Here is a 12152-nt window from a genome sequence, read left to right on the forward strand (position 1 = left end):
GTGAAGATGCAGAGGGCGCGGCGGCCTAACGGGGGACGCGATGAAAAGAAGGTCGGTCACGGCGCGGCTGCTACTCCTGACGCTTCTTGCCCTGATGCCGGCAATGCTGGTGTTGATCTACAACCTGATATCTGCACGGCAGGCTGCCTATCGCGAGATTCACATCAACGCCCTCACCGCCGGCCATGTGGCGTCGCTTGAGGTGCGTCGCATCGTCTCCTCAGTGCGGAGCACGCTTGAGGTCCTGTCGACCGTTCCCATTACCCGAACCGGACCAGGCCGACCATGCAGCGACTATCTGCGGATCGTCGACGACAAGCTCGACATGATCGAGAGCATTACCGTCCTGGACAGCAGCGGCACGCTCCAGTGCGCCTCCGAGCCGACGAGCGCTACTGACTTTTCCGACCGTGACTATTTTCGCGAGGCCGTTGACCGGAAGGAATTCATCGTCGGGACCTACATCATAGACCGGATCACCGGGGAGCCCGCGCTACCGCTCGCCCTGCCGGTGCTGGAGGGTGAGCGGACTGCGAGAGTGGTCGTCGCCTACCTCGACCTGAACTGGCTGGGGGCTCGTGTTCGTGAGCGGGAACTCTTTGGCGGCAATGCGCTTACCATCGCCGATCGCAATGGGATTATCCTGGCGCGCGAACCATTTCCCGAGCGGTTCGTGGGCACCCCCATTCCCGAGGAGTATCAGCGGCTGGTGCGGGCCCCGGTCCCAGGAACGCTCGAGCTGACAAGCCAGGACGGCACGCGACGCGTAATCGGCTACTATCCAGGTCAGGACAGCCTCTACGTCAGCGCCGGCACGTCGGTGGAAAGCGGGCTCCAGCAGGTGGGGAAAGTCACGCGCTTCGGTTTGGCTGTTATTGCGCTTGCGATCGTAGGACCATTCCTCGTCGTCTGGTGGGCAGGCCACGCGCTGATCCGCCGGCCCGCACGCCAGCTCGTTAGATCCATCAATGCCTGGCGCGCTGGCAACGAAGCTGCCCGTACCGGCATGAGCGGCGACGGGACCTTTGAAACAATTGGCGGCGCCATCGACGCCTTCATGGACGAACTGGCCCTCCGCAGGGAGCAGCAGCAGAAGGACGACCGGATGCGGCAGATGCTGATCCGCGAGCTCGACCATCGCATCAAGAACATCTTGAGCATGGTGCAGGCGGTCGCTCGGCAGACATTTCGATCTTCTCAATCCATGGAGGAAGCTTCCGAAGCGTTCTTCCGCCGACTGCATGCCATGGCGGGAGCCCATCAGTTGCTGACGAAGAACTGGCAGAGCGCGTCACTGAAAGCCACCGTGGAGACGGCGATACAGCCTTTCGAGGATCCGGCGCATCCGCGTTTCTCGATCGACGGACCCGATCTGGAGGTCGCCTCGAAAATAGCCTTGTCGCTTTCCATGGCGCTGCACGAGCTTTGCACCAACGCCGCCAAATACGGAGCCTTGTCAACGGACGCTGGGCGGATAGACATTCGCTGGCGCTTCGGAGAAGGCGACTCACCCTTCACCTTTACCTGGACTGAGCAGGGCGGTCCAACAGTCGATCAACCGTCGCGCGAGGGTTTCGGCACTGTTATGATCGAGCGCGTGCTGTCGCAGCAACTGGATGCGGAGGTTACCCTCGAGTATCGCCCTGACGGACTGCGTTGCGATGTGCGCTCTCGAATGAGGGATCTTCTGGGTTCCGGCTCGGAAGAGGAGGAAACAGCGGAAATCTAGCCCCTCCTGCCGGACGCGACGTCGAAAGGCGGCGAGTTGCTACCGGTCGAACAGGTTCTGCCACTGCCGCTCGCCAACCAAACAGTCCGTATGCGGGTCATCGATCGGTATAGGGTCGGAGGATGTCCCACGTTCACTGATTTCCAGGACCAGCTTTCGCCTGATAGCAGTCGTGAAATCCTCGACGCGATGGACCGGCAGCACGAAAGAGCCAGGTCCACCGATGACACAGTCAGCATAATATTGATCGAGAGCGACGGTGGTCGAGGGACGCAGCATGATCGCCAGTCCGTTGATGACGATGCCTGCCGCGACAGCCTTGTCACGGGCGAGCGCCACCGGCTGCCCCACGTTATTGGCCCCGTCCCCGGAAACATCGATGACACGGCGCATTCCGGCATAGCGGTTGGATAGGAGGGCGATCGTACCTTCCTCGATCGCGGCGGAGATCGATGTTCTCCGGTTGGTGATGATCGGCCTCTCCTGAAGCCGGGCCGCAAAGGCCTTGGCGTCTTCAGCAGTCTCGATGGTCTGCCAATCGATCCGGGAAGATGGATCGACTACGCCTGCCCATTCGAAATAGCTGACAGCAATCCGCCCGAGCAGGCCGCCGCGGACCGCGTTGATGAAGTCCGGGTGCTGGATCGCTGCGATATAGCCTTCGCGCTGCATGCGGACTTCTTCGTAGTCCATGGACCGGGATACGTCGACGGCCAGCAACAGCTCCACATCGACCTCCCCGCCATTCTCCGCAGCAATCGCCCCGGCCGCTGCGCCCGAGAGGGAAACAAGCATCGCAAGCGTGGCAAGCATGGCGGCTCCGTTCCTGCGTTTCGCAAATATTAGCACAGGATGGACTGCCCGCGACGCTGCGACGTCAGCGGTGGTTCAAAAATGGGTGATGACGGATGGAAGGGCCTTATTTCTTGAGGATGACCCAGAGGGCGTGAACAATGCCTGGCAGCCACCCCAGCAACGTCAACAGGATGTTCAGCCAGAAATGCAGCCCGAGTCCAACCTGGAGGAAGACGCCGAGCGGCGGCAGCAGGAAGGCAAGCAAGATGCGAATGATGTCCACGGGTCGGCTCCTGATGTTGTTCGTTGCTCCCACAACGCATCAGGTCGGCGGGGGTTCACGTGATGTCAGGGCTGGCGGCCCTTCTGCACGCTTCTTGGCGAGATTAGCCCAGCTGAGTCTAGAGCATCTTCGCCATGCTGGTAGAGCATGAGGACGTCCTCCCGGCGGCACAGGTCCGTGCCCTCGCTCATGACGGTCGCGGCTCCTGCGGCTACACCCACCCGGAAAGCCTCCCGCACCGGATAATCATGGATGAGCGCCCAAAGCATTCCACCAACGAAGCTGTCGCCTGCGCCGACCGTCGAACCCACCTTCACCTGGAACGAGGGTAGCTTGAGATGATCTTCCGCACTGACCAGCACGGCGCCCTCTCGCGCCAGGGACACGGCGACATGTTGCACAGAACCTCTCGCGATGAATTCCTGGCAAACCTTGATTGCTTCCTCCAGGCTCAGGCTGCGCCCGACGATTCCTTCGAGTTCGTCGAGGCTTGGCTTGATCAGGAAAAGCCCTCCAACGTCCAGCGCTGCCTTCAAGGCCGGACCAGAAGTATCAAGGATGATCCTGCAATTGCGGCCGACCAACTGCCGCACCATAGACGCGTACTCATCCTTTGGCATTCCGCGCGGCACGCTTCCGCTGAGCACCACGTAATCCCAGGCACCAGTATCCAGGAACCGGCGAACCTCCTCGCATTCCGCCGGTGAGACCACAGGCCCCTCCGGAACGAATCGGAACTCCTCCCCCGTCTCCATGTCCTTGACCATGAAAGCGATCCGGGTCGACCCGGCAATCTTGACGGTGTTGAGTTTGACGGGCAGCTTTTTGACGGCGTCGAGGAAGACTTCGCCGGTCGCGCCGCCCGCCATGACCAGCAGTTCGCAAGTGTCTCCCATCTCTGCAAGGACGCGCGCGACGTTCACGCCCCCGCCCCCTATATTCTGCCGCTGGTTGCGCGTCCTGACCTTCTTGGTGGGAACTATTCTCGATGCCTCGTTGGCGATGTCGATTGACGGGTTGAGCGCCACACAGAGGATCGATGTCATTGTTCCGAAGCCTTTCGCAGTTCCATGGGGCGGCGGATGCCGACGTATGCTGCCCTAGCCATTTAGAAGGTCCACCGCGTGCAGCCAAGGGTTATCGCGTATCCACGGGCAAGCGTCGCGGAACGAATGGAACGATGTGGTCGTTCACAGTGGGGAAGAGTTGGCTCGATCCGCATTGATGATCAAGGAAGATACCTGAATGATTATCCGTTCCGGACGTTGCCTCTGCGGCGAAGTCACCTATTCAGTGAAAGGTCCGCCGTTGAGGGTCGGTCTCTGCCACTGTCTCGACTGCAGGAAGGAAAGCGGCTCCAGCTTCGTGACATTTGCCGTATGGCCGGGGCACGCGTTCGAAAGCAGCGGCGAACTGGCCGTTTTTGAGGGTCGGGGCTTCTGTCGAACCTGCGGTTCGCGAATGTTCAATCCGGGCGAGGGAGAAGTCGAGATTCGAGTTGGCTCGCTTGATATGGCCCCTACGGATCTTGAGCCGACCTACGAGATCTGGATCAAGCGCCGTGAGGACTGGCTACCCCCCATCGGTACTGCAGAACAATTTGCCGAGGACCGGCGATGAACTCCGATGTCGCACATGCACGCGAGATCGCGGAAGCGGCTCTTGCCGGCCGGGTGAAGAAGGGCGGCGAACCTTTGCTTGATCATGTCGCCCGTGTTGCTGCATCCGTCGCCGACGAAGTCGAGCAGATCATTGCTTGGCTCCACGACATCCCTGAGAACGCCCCGGAATGGACACTCGAGCGCTTGCGGCAGGAGGGATTCGCGCCAGTCGTTCTGGCGGCAGTGGACGCTCTGACCCGGAGGGACGGAGAATCCCACGCTGACTTGGTAAGGAGGGCGGCGGCAAATCCGTTGGCTCGAGAGGTTAAGCTCGCAGACCTGAGGGACAATCTGACAACTGCCGAGCGCACGGGAGGCGACGGCGAAAAATATCGGGAGGGGCTTCGGCTTCTGGAAGCGTGACTGACAGGTGGCCACCCCAGCGATGGGGCGCAAATGGAGAGACAATATGGAACTGCAATCCCGCGTGGCCCTTGTGACGGGTGCCGGATCCGGAATAGGCCGGGCTTCAGCCATTACCCTTGCCGCTCAAGGGGCGAAGGTCGGTTTGCTCGGACGCACGCGGAAGGATCTGGAAGACGCTGCTACAGAAATCACCAGTCAGGGCGGACAGGCCGTGGTGCTCGAGGCCGATGTTTCCGACGAGGCGCAGATGAGAAGCGCGGTAACTGAATTGATCGATGCTTTCGAACGTCTCGACATCGTTGTCGCCAATGCCGGCATCAACGGGGTGTGGGCACCCATCGACACTCTCCAGCCCGATGAATGGGATCAGACGATCGCTGTAAATCTGCGGGGCACGTATCTCACGCTCCACACCACCGTTCCCGTCATGAAAGCGCACGGTGGCGGGTCGATCATCATCGTCTCCTCCATCAATGGCAACCGGACGTTCAGTTCGCCGGGCGCCACCGCCTATTCGGCCACCAAGGCCGCACAGGTCGCCATAACGAAGCAGCTCGCGCTCGAACTGGGCAGGCACAAGATACGGATCAACGCGGTCTGCCCCGGCAAGATCGACACCGAGATAGATGACAACACCAGCATTCGGAATCCAGGCAAGACCGCCGTTCCCGTAGAATGGCCGGAGGGCGACATCCCCCTGACCGAGGGTAAACCGGGCGCCTCCATGGATGTTGCTGACGTGATCCTGTTCCTCGCCTCGCACAGGGCGAGACATGTGACCGGCGTTCCGATCTACGTCGATGGCGGCCAAGGTCTGTTGCGATAACATCGGTCAGCCGCGAGCGGCATAGAGCATGGTCCAGGAGAAACCGGCACCGATCCGTGGTGCCGGTTGTTCCCATGTCGTCTAGTGGCTGCCGCCGCCTTTACGTACTGAGTCATGGGTATGATGGCTGTCATGCTCGCCACCTCCGCCCGAGACCTTGCTGCGGGAACGATTGTCTGGATCAGCCGGCGGCTTCTTCAAGTCGAGTGGCGCCTTGGCATTTTCGTGCGAGGAGCCGGGTCCTCCTTGCCGGATGCTGGCCGGCGTCTTTTGCGATGTAGACATGCAACGCTCCTAACGGTCCTGCTGGTAACCCTGATGAGTGGTGTTCACCTTGCTGTTGCTCTGTTGACCCTGCTTGTCGAAATTCTTTTCGCGCGGGTCGACGGGGTTGCCCTTGGAAAGGCTGGCGGCGGAACGCTCGCCGGTGCCCTTGTCGCTGCGGTTCTCGTCGGGGACGGGTGGGAGTTTGCTGTTCATTACGACCTCCTGTGTAAGTAAGTCGTATGGCTAACAGACATGATGGCTCAATGTTCCGGCAAACGGGAACCGGCCCGCCAATCCTGCGTTGCGGACCGTGATGTCGATATCGGAGCCGCCCATGAAAGAGCTTGTGAACAAGCCAAAGTCCCTCTCGATCATCGAGCGAAAATGGTGGCACGCGGCGACCGTCTACCAGATCTATCCGCGCAGCTTCTGCGACAGCAACGGCGATGGGATTGGCGACATTCCCGGCATCATCGGTCGGCTGGACTATCTGCAGTCCCTTGGCGTCACCGTTTTATGGCTGTCGCCCATCTACAAGTCGCCCATGGACGACAACGGATACGACATATCCGATTATCAGAACATCGCAGATGAATTCGGTACCCTCGCTGATTTCGACAAACTGGTCGCCGAGGCGCGTCAGCGCGGCATCGGGATCCTTCTGGATCTGGTGGTCAATCATACCTCCGACGAGCACCCATGGTTCGTCGAGTCCCGCAGTTCGCGCGAAAGCCGCCTGCGCGACTTCTATATATGGCGACCGCCGTCAGCCGATGGGGGCCCTCCCAATGATCTGACCTCGTCCTTCGGAGGTTCCGCCTGGACGCTCGATCCCCGCACTGGCGAATATTACCTCCACCTGTTTTCAAGGCGGCAGCCGGACCTCAACTGGAAGAACCCGGAGGTCAGGTCCGAAATCTACCGCATGATGAACTGGTGGCTCGACCGCGGAATTGCCGGCTTTCGGATGGACGTAATCGACCTGATCGGCAAGGAGGTCGATGCCGGCATCACCGCAGACGGCCCGCACCTCCATGATTACCTGCAGGAAATGAACCGCGAGACATTCGGAGAGCGGGACGTTTTGACAGTCGGCGAGGCCTGGAGTGCGACGCCCGATTCCGCCCTGCTCTACTCAGGACGGGAGCGCAGGGAGCTCTCCATGGTCTTCCAGTTCGAACATGTCACCCAGAGCTGGGACGAGATCCACGGCAAGTGGCGACCAAAGCCCGTCGATCTGGTGAAGCTGAAAGCCGTTCTGGGCAAGTGGCAACATGCTCTGGCAGAAGACGGCTGGAACTCCCTGTTTTGGGGCAATCATGATCTGCCGCGCGCCGTGTCACGATATGGGGATGCCACGGGTTATCATGTTGAATCGGCCAAGATGCTGGCGACCGTGCTGCACCTGATGAAGGGCACGCCGTTCATCTATCAGGGGGAAGAGATCGGCATGACGAACGTCTCCTTCACGTCCCTCGACCAATACAAGGACATCGAAACCCTCAACATGCATCGTCTGCACGTCGAGGCTGGCCTTTCGACAGAGGACTTCATCCGCGGTGCCAATGAGAGCGGCCGCGACAATGCGCGAACGCCCATGCAGTGGAGCGCCGATCCTCACGGCGGCTTCACGACCGGCTCCCCGTGGATTGAGGTTAATCCCAACTACGCGACGCTGAATGCAGCCAGCCAAGTATCCGACGATCGATCAATCTGGGCGCATTACCGGGAGCTGGTTTCGCTGCGCAAGCAGCATCCCGTCATCGTCTATGGTCGCTATCAGGCCTGGCTGGATCACCATCCCGACGTCTTCATCTACACGCGAACGCTGGACGACGAGGAACTGCTGGTAATCGCCAATTTCACTCCGCGCACAATTACGATCGAACTTCCGGATGAACTCCACCGACGCGGTCGTCCCTTGATCAGCAATTACTCGCCGGTTAAGGAGGTTGGGGAGACCCTTGGCCTCGCGCCTTACGAAGCTTTCGCGCTGCTCTCGTCCCGCCTCGCGCCCTAGGTGCACCGGAGCAACCTCCGCCCGACGCGAGCCAGCATGGGCCGCACCCGCCCCGTGCAGTTCGGGACGCTTTCGAGAGTGACAACTGGCCCAATTCTTCCTAAGCTGCGAACAGACGGGGGCGTCCGCTGAAGCGGGCTGAGAAGCACCCTTTGAACCTGAACCAGATCATGCTGGCGGAGGGAGTCGCGGGTCGAGATGCCCTTGCCTTACCCTCGCTGGACGAAGAAAGGCGTTTCTCTTGACCGATTTTCCTTCCAGTTGCGGGACATTGCTGGAGGCGCTGCGCGCAAGCAACCCGCTCATCCAATGCATCACCAATGATGTGTCGATGAACATTGCCGCAAATGTCCTTCTCGCTGCCGGCGCATCTCCGGCGATGGTCAGCGCCGAGGAGGAGGCTGCCGAGTTTGCCCGAATTGCAGCGGCCGTCACGATCAACATCGGCACCCTGTGGGCGGCTGACGTCCCGGGCATGAGAGGTGCCGCCGGCGCGGCAAAGGAGACAGGCAAGCCCTGGGTCCTCGATCCCGTCGCCCACTATGCCACGAGCTTTCGTCGTCGCGTTGTAGGCGAACTCCTTGAGCTCCAGCCGACCATCGTCCGGGGAAATGCTTCGGAAGTCATGGCACTCGCTGGCCTTGAGAGCAGGGGACAAGGCGTTGACAGCCGTGACAGCAGCTTGGCGGCAGAAACGGCGGCCGTGGATCTTGCCCGACGCTTCGCCTGCGTCGTTGCCGTCACCGGCGAGATCGATCTCGTCACGGATGGACGTCGCCGGGTTTGGATCGAGGGGGGCTCCACGCTCATGCCGAAGGTTACCGCGCTGGGCTGCGCATTGACCTGCCTTACCGGAGCCTTCGCCGCCGTCGCGCCGGGCCGGGCGCTGGAGGCGACCGTCGCCGCCATGACGTTGTTCGCCGTTTGTGGTGAGGATGCCAGCCACCGGGCCGAGGGCCCAGGCTCTTTCCCACCCCTGTTCCTCGATGCGCTGGCGGCGATCGGTCCGAAGAGGCTGGAGTCTGAAGCAAGGATACAAGCGGAATGAAGATTTTCGACCTGTCGCTTTATGTCGTCCTCGATCCCGATCTTTGCCGCTCGGTGGGTATGGTCGAGACTGCGCGCCTTGCCGCGGAAGGCGGCGCCACCATGATGCAGCTTCGAGACAAGCGCGCCGACCGGACGAGCCTGATCGAGACAGGCAAGGCGCTCAAAGCTGCCCTGGCCGGATACGGAATACCGCTGATCGTCAATGATGACGTAGAGGCCGCACTCGAGATCGGTGCAGACGGCGTGCATGTCGGGCAGGAAGACATGTCGGCAGCTGCGGCGCGGCTTGCCATCGGCGATCAACTGATCATTGGCCTTTCCGTCGAGACTGCGCAACTAGCGCACGAGGTGGATCCGAGTATCGTCGACTATGTCGGCGTTGGGCCGGTCTTCGCCACCGGGACCAAGCCGGATCACAAGCAACCAATCGGCCTGGACGGTCTCGCCCACATCGTATCCGTCTCACCAGTTCCGGCAGTCGCGATCGGTGGACTGAAGATGGAGCATGCCGCTTCGGTCATTGCCGCTGGAGCCGCCGGCCTTGCCGTCGTCTCCGCCGTCTGCGGTACGCCCGATCCACGCAGTGCAGCCCGTGCCCTGATCCAGGAAACAGAAGGGGCGCGGCCATGATTGCGAACATTCTCTCCATTGCCGGATCCGACCCGTCCGGGGGAGCAGGCATACAGGCCGATCTGAAGACCTTCGCGGCTCGCGGTACCTATGGAATGGCGGTCGTGACCGCCCTCACCGCGCAGAACACGAAAGGCGTCTACGGCGTCCAGGTAATTTCGGCCAGCTTCGTTGCTGATCAGATCCGGGCCGTTTTCGACGACGTCCGCGTCGATGCCGTTAAGATCGGCATGATCGCAAATGCGGAAATCGCCGAGACCGTGGCCGACATCCTGTCCCGGCAGCCCGACGTGCCGATCGTGCTCGACCCAGTGATGATTGCCAAAGGCGGCGCCTCGCTTCTCGCAGAACAGGCGGTCTCAGCGCTTCGGGATCGCCTCCTGCCACTTGCCACGGTGGTGACGCCGAATCTTCCCGAAGCAGCCGCCCTTCTGGGAGAGCCAGAGGCGCGGGATCGCCCAACGATGGCTGAACAGGCGGAAGCGCTCAGAGCCCTCGGTGCCCGGTCAGTGCTGGTCAAGGGGGGCCATCTTCCGGAGGATGAAAGTCCCGACGTCCTTGCCGATCCCACGGGCCTGACATGGCTTGAAGGGCGGCGGTTCCAGACCTCCAATACGCATGGGACGGGATGTACGCTATCCAGCGCGATTGCTGCCGAACTGGGCAAGGGTAATGATGTCGTGGCCGCCGTCCGAACGGCCAAGCTGTACCTCGCATCAGCGATCCGTCGTTCCGGGGAACTCGATGTGGGGTCCGGCCATGGACCCGTGCACCATCTCCATGCCACCAGCTAAATGCGCGGTCGGACGATGCCTTCACTCGAATTGTTGAGAAGGTGCCGACAATCGCTAGCTCTTGTGCATTGTCCCCGTCGCCTGGGCATGGGTGTGCCAGGACAGCGCCTCTTCCAGGAGATGCGGCGTATGGCCGCCGCGTGCGCAGGCGCGTTCGAAGTAGCTCATCAAAGCTTCCCAGAAACTGGGGTGAACGCAGTTCCGAATGATTTCCCTTGCCCGCTCCCGTGGCGCCAGCTCGCGCAGGTCGGCGAGCCCGTTCTCCGTAACGATGATGTCGACGTCATGCTCGGTGTGATCGACATGTGGCACCATGGGGACGATGGACGACAGCTTGCCCTCCTTGGCGAGCGACTTCGTGACGAAGATCGACAGGAAGGCATTCCGCGCAAAGTCACCGGATCCGCCGATGCCATTCATCATGTGCGTGCCATTGACATGCGTCGAGTTGACATTGCCGTAGATGTCGAGTTCCAGCGCCGTATTGATGCCGATCACCCCCAGCCGGCGGATGACTTCAGGATGGTTGCTGATCTCCTGCGGCCGTAGCACCAGGTGCTCCTTGTACTTGTGGAAGTCCGCAAAGACCCGGTCAGCGCACGCAGTCGAAAGGGTGATGGAGGATCCGGAGGCGAAGGCAAGTTTTCCTGCATCGAAAAGATCGAAGGTGCTGTCCTGCAGCACTTCACTGTACATGCGCAGGTGATGGAACGGGCCATCGGCAAGACCGGTCAGTACGGAGTTGGCAATTGTGCCGATACCAGCCTGCAGCGGTTGCAGGGTCAGGTCCAGCCTGCCTTTTTCGACCTCGTCTTCGAAGAAACGGATGAGATGCGAGGCGATCGCGCTGGTGTCGGCATCCTGCGGCTCGATGGTTGACGCGCTGTCCTTCTCGTCAGTGACTACGATCGCGGCGATCTTGTCGGGATCAATCGGCACGAATGGGAACCCAACGCGACTGTCGCAGGTTACGACCGGGATCGGCACACGGGTTGGTCGCTTGCCGGGGAAGTAGATGTCGTGCAGGCCCTCCAGTTCGGCCGGCTGGCTGAGATTGATCTCGACGATGATCTTCTTGGCAAGGACCGCAAAGCTCGCGGAGTTGCCGACCGAGGTCGAAGGAACGATATTTCCCTCTTCGGTGATGGCAGCAGCCTCGACAATGGCATAGTCGATTGGACCGAGCTGATTGGAGCGCAGGTGCTCCACCGTTTCTGACAGATGCTGATCGATGAACATCACTTCGCCGCGGTTGATGGCGGCGCGTAGGGTCCGATCCGCTTGGAAAGGCATGCGGCGGGCGAGTACCTTTGCCTCGGTAAGCATCCGATCGACATCGTGGCCAAGGGACGCGCCGGTGATCAGCGTAATCTTGAAGGGTTCTGTGCGGGCACGCGCTGCCATGGCGATGGGAACTGCCTTGGCATCGCCGGCGCGGGTGAACCCGCTCATGCCGATGATCATCCCGTCCTTGATCAGGGCTGCCGCCTCCTCCGCCGAAACGATCTTGTCAAGGAGCGCGGGGCGGCGGATACGGTCGGCGATCATCTTCTCATCCTTCGATTTCATCCGGCCATTTATCGAGGGCCGGGCAGCCGTGTCAAAGGCAGGCGATGACCGCCTGTCCAGGCGGCGCACCTTAGTGCCGGGAGATCCTCCGGCATTGACAAGTATCAAGGACCTGCAGCTGCTCCTCCGGAGCCACCGGGGGCGCCGGCAAAGCGCGGCGTC

The 12152-nt window shown here is 61.1% G+C and carries 14 protein-coding genes and 1 riboswitch; of the genes, 8 read left to right on the forward strand and 6 right to left on the reverse strand.

What is annotated here, in order from left to right:
- The first annotated feature begins 40 nt into the window (after positions 1 to 40).
- Complete coding sequence (locus FN060_RS01910; RefSeq protein ID WP_142586638.1) at positions 41 to 1729, forward strand: sensor histidine kinase; 1689 nt, start codon at positions 41 to 43, stop codon at positions 1727 to 1729.
- A 39-nt stretch (positions 1730 to 1768) separates the two neighbouring features.
- On the opposite strand, the gene FN060_RS01915 is transcribed toward FN060_RS01910, so the two are convergent.
- The 3 genes from FN060_RS01915 to FN060_RS01925 form a co-directional block, all read right to left on the reverse strand.
- Positions 1769 to 2542, reverse strand: a complete 774-nt coding sequence (locus tag FN060_RS01915) for a DUF1194 domain-containing protein (protein ID WP_142586639.1) — start codon at positions 2540 to 2542, stop codon at positions 1769 to 1771.
- A gap of 106 nt (positions 2543 to 2648) precedes the next feature.
- Positions 2649 to 2807 carry a YqaE/Pmp3 family membrane protein gene (locus FN060_RS01920; protein ID WP_077548817.1) on the reverse strand — a complete coding sequence of 53 codons (159 nt, stop codon included), beginning with the start codon at positions 2805 to 2807 and terminating at the stop codon, positions 2649 to 2651.
- A gap of 65 nt (positions 2808 to 2872) precedes the next feature.
- Positions 2873 to 3853, reverse strand: coding sequence for a 1-phosphofructokinase family hexose kinase (locus FN060_RS01925; RefSeq protein ID WP_142586640.1), 981 nt, complete (start codon positions 3851 to 3853; stop codon positions 2873 to 2875).
- Positions 3854 to 4052: 199 nt separating this feature from the next.
- Between FN060_RS01925 and FN060_RS01930 the strand changes: the two genes are divergently transcribed.
- Genes FN060_RS01930 through FN060_RS01940 form a run of 3 tightly spaced genes read left to right on the forward strand, consistent with a single transcriptional unit; the run spans position 4053 to position 5660 of the window.
- A complete protein-coding gene (locus tag FN060_RS01930) occupies positions 4053 to 4427 on the forward strand; it encodes a GFA family protein (RefSeq protein ID WP_142586641.1) in 375 nt (124 codons plus the stop codon).
- Positions 4424 to 4831 (forward strand): HD domain-containing protein, encoded by a 408-nt coding sequence (locus tag FN060_RS01935; RefSeq protein ID WP_142586642.1) that lies wholly within the window; start codon positions 4424 to 4426, stop codon positions 4829 to 4831. The genes FN060_RS01930 and FN060_RS01935 overlap by 4 nt, the downstream gene beginning before the upstream one ends.
- A 46-nt stretch (positions 4832 to 4877) precedes the next feature.
- Positions 4878 to 5660, forward strand: a complete 783-nt coding sequence (locus tag FN060_RS01940; protein ID WP_142586643.1) for an SDR family oxidoreductase — start codon at positions 4878 to 4880, stop codon at positions 5658 to 5660.
- Positions 5661 to 5741: 81 nt separating this feature from the next.
- Here FN060_RS01940 and FN060_RS01945 read toward each other — a convergent pair whose 3' ends face one another.
- Together FN060_RS01945 and FN060_RS01950 are read right to left on the reverse strand one after the other, a co-directional pair.
- Positions 5742 to 5945, reverse strand: a complete 204-nt coding sequence (locus FN060_RS01945; RefSeq protein ID WP_082077760.1) for a hypothetical protein — start codon at positions 5943 to 5945, stop codon at positions 5742 to 5744.
- A gap of 9 nt (positions 5946 to 5954) precedes the next feature.
- The gene (locus FN060_RS01950; RefSeq protein WP_142586644.1) at positions 5955 to 6140 is read right to left on the reverse strand and encodes a hypothetical protein; all 186 of its coding nucleotides are present in this window, start codon (positions 6138 to 6140) and stop codon (positions 5955 to 5957) included.
- Positions 6141 to 6261: 121 nt separating this feature from the next.
- Between FN060_RS01950 and FN060_RS01955 the strand changes: the two genes are divergently transcribed.
- From FN060_RS01955 to thiD, 4 genes are all read left to right on the forward strand, one after another.
- Complete coding sequence (locus FN060_RS01955; protein WP_142586645.1) at positions 6262 to 7947, forward strand: glycoside hydrolase family 13 protein; 1686 nt, start codon at positions 6262 to 6264, stop codon at positions 7945 to 7947.
- 107 nt (positions 7948 to 8054) lie between these two features.
- A riboswitch (TPP riboswitch) is annotated at positions 8055 to 8149 on the forward strand.
- Between the two features lie 39 nt (positions 8150 to 8188).
- On the forward strand, positions 8189 to 8995 hold the full coding sequence (gene thiM, locus FN060_RS01960) for a hydroxyethylthiazole kinase (protein ID WP_142586646.1): 807 nt from the start codon (positions 8189 to 8191) through the stop codon (positions 8993 to 8995).
- The gene (thiE, locus tag FN060_RS01965) at positions 8992 to 9627 is read left to right on the forward strand and encodes a thiamine phosphate synthase (RefSeq protein WP_142586647.1); all 636 of its coding nucleotides are present in this window, start codon (positions 8992 to 8994) and stop codon (positions 9625 to 9627) included. Before thiM ends, thiE begins: the two co-directional genes overlap by 4 nt.
- The gene (thiD, locus tag FN060_RS01970) at positions 9624 to 10421 is read left to right on the forward strand and encodes a bifunctional hydroxymethylpyrimidine kinase/phosphomethylpyrimidine kinase (protein ID WP_142586648.1); all 798 of its coding nucleotides are present in this window, start codon (positions 9624 to 9626) and stop codon (positions 10419 to 10421) included. Before thiE ends, thiD begins: the two co-directional genes overlap by 4 nt.
- Positions 10422 to 10475: 54 nt before the next feature.
- Here the strand turns inward: thiD and FN060_RS01975 are convergent, their stop codons facing one another.
- On the reverse strand, positions 10476 to 11969 hold the full coding sequence (locus FN060_RS01975; RefSeq protein ID WP_142586760.1) for a succinyl-CoA:acetate CoA-transferase ScpC: 1494 nt from the start codon (positions 11967 to 11969) through the stop codon (positions 10476 to 10478).
- Positions 11970 to 12152: the final 183 nt, after the last annotated feature.

Origin of the sequence: Pseudorhizobium halotolerans (genome assembly GCF_902153235.2) — a bacterium.
GTDB classification, from domain to species: domain Bacteria; phylum Pseudomonadota; class Alphaproteobacteria; order Rhizobiales; family Rhizobiaceae; genus Neorhizobium; species Neorhizobium flavum.

What these genes read in the sequence shown, in the direction of transcription:
- FN060_RS01910 (WP_142586638.1), top strand. Translation starts at nt 41, where the DNA reads ATGAAAAGAAGGTCGGTCACGGCGCGGCTGCTACTCCTGACGCTTCTT.
- FN060_RS01915 (WP_142586639.1), bottom strand. Translation starts at nt 2,542, where the DNA reads ATGCTTGCCACGCTTGCGATGCTTGTTTCCCTCTCGGGCGCAGCGGCC.
- FN060_RS01925 (WP_142586640.1), bottom strand. Translation starts at nt 3,853, where the DNA reads ATGACATCGATCCTCTGTGTGGCGCTCAACCCGTCAATCGACATCGCC.
- FN060_RS01930 (WP_142586641.1), top strand. Translation starts at nt 4,053, where the DNA reads ATGATTATCCGTTCCGGACGTTGCCTCTGCGGCGAAGTCACCTATTCA.
- FN060_RS01935 (WP_142586642.1), top strand. Translation starts at nt 4,424, where the DNA reads ATGAACTCCGATGTCGCACATGCACGCGAGATCGCGGAAGCGGCTCTT.
- FN060_RS01940 (WP_142586643.1), top strand. Translation starts at nt 4,878, where the DNA reads ATGGAACTGCAATCCCGCGTGGCCCTTGTGACGGGTGCCGGATCCGGA.
- FN060_RS01945 (WP_082077760.1), bottom strand. Translation starts at nt 5,945, where the DNA reads ATGTCTACATCGCAAAAGACGCCGGCCAGCATCCGGCAAGGAGGACCC.
- FN060_RS01950 (WP_142586644.1), bottom strand. Translation starts at nt 6,140, where the DNA reads ATGAACAGCAAACTCCCACCCGTCCCCGACGAGAACCGCAGCGACAAG.
- FN060_RS01955 (WP_142586645.1), top strand. Translation starts at nt 6,262, where the DNA reads ATGAAAGAGCTTGTGAACAAGCCAAAGTCCCTCTCGATCATCGAGCGA.
- thiE (WP_142586647.1), top strand. Translation starts at nt 8,992, where the DNA reads ATGAAGATTTTCGACCTGTCGCTTTATGTCGTCCTCGATCCCGATCTT.
- thiD (WP_142586648.1), top strand. Translation starts at nt 9,624, where the DNA reads ATGATTGCGAACATTCTCTCCATTGCCGGATCCGACCCGTCCGGGGGA.
- FN060_RS01975 (WP_142586760.1), bottom strand. Translation starts at nt 11,969, where the DNA reads ATGATCGCCGACCGTATCCGCCGCCCCGCGCTCCTTGACAAGATCGTT.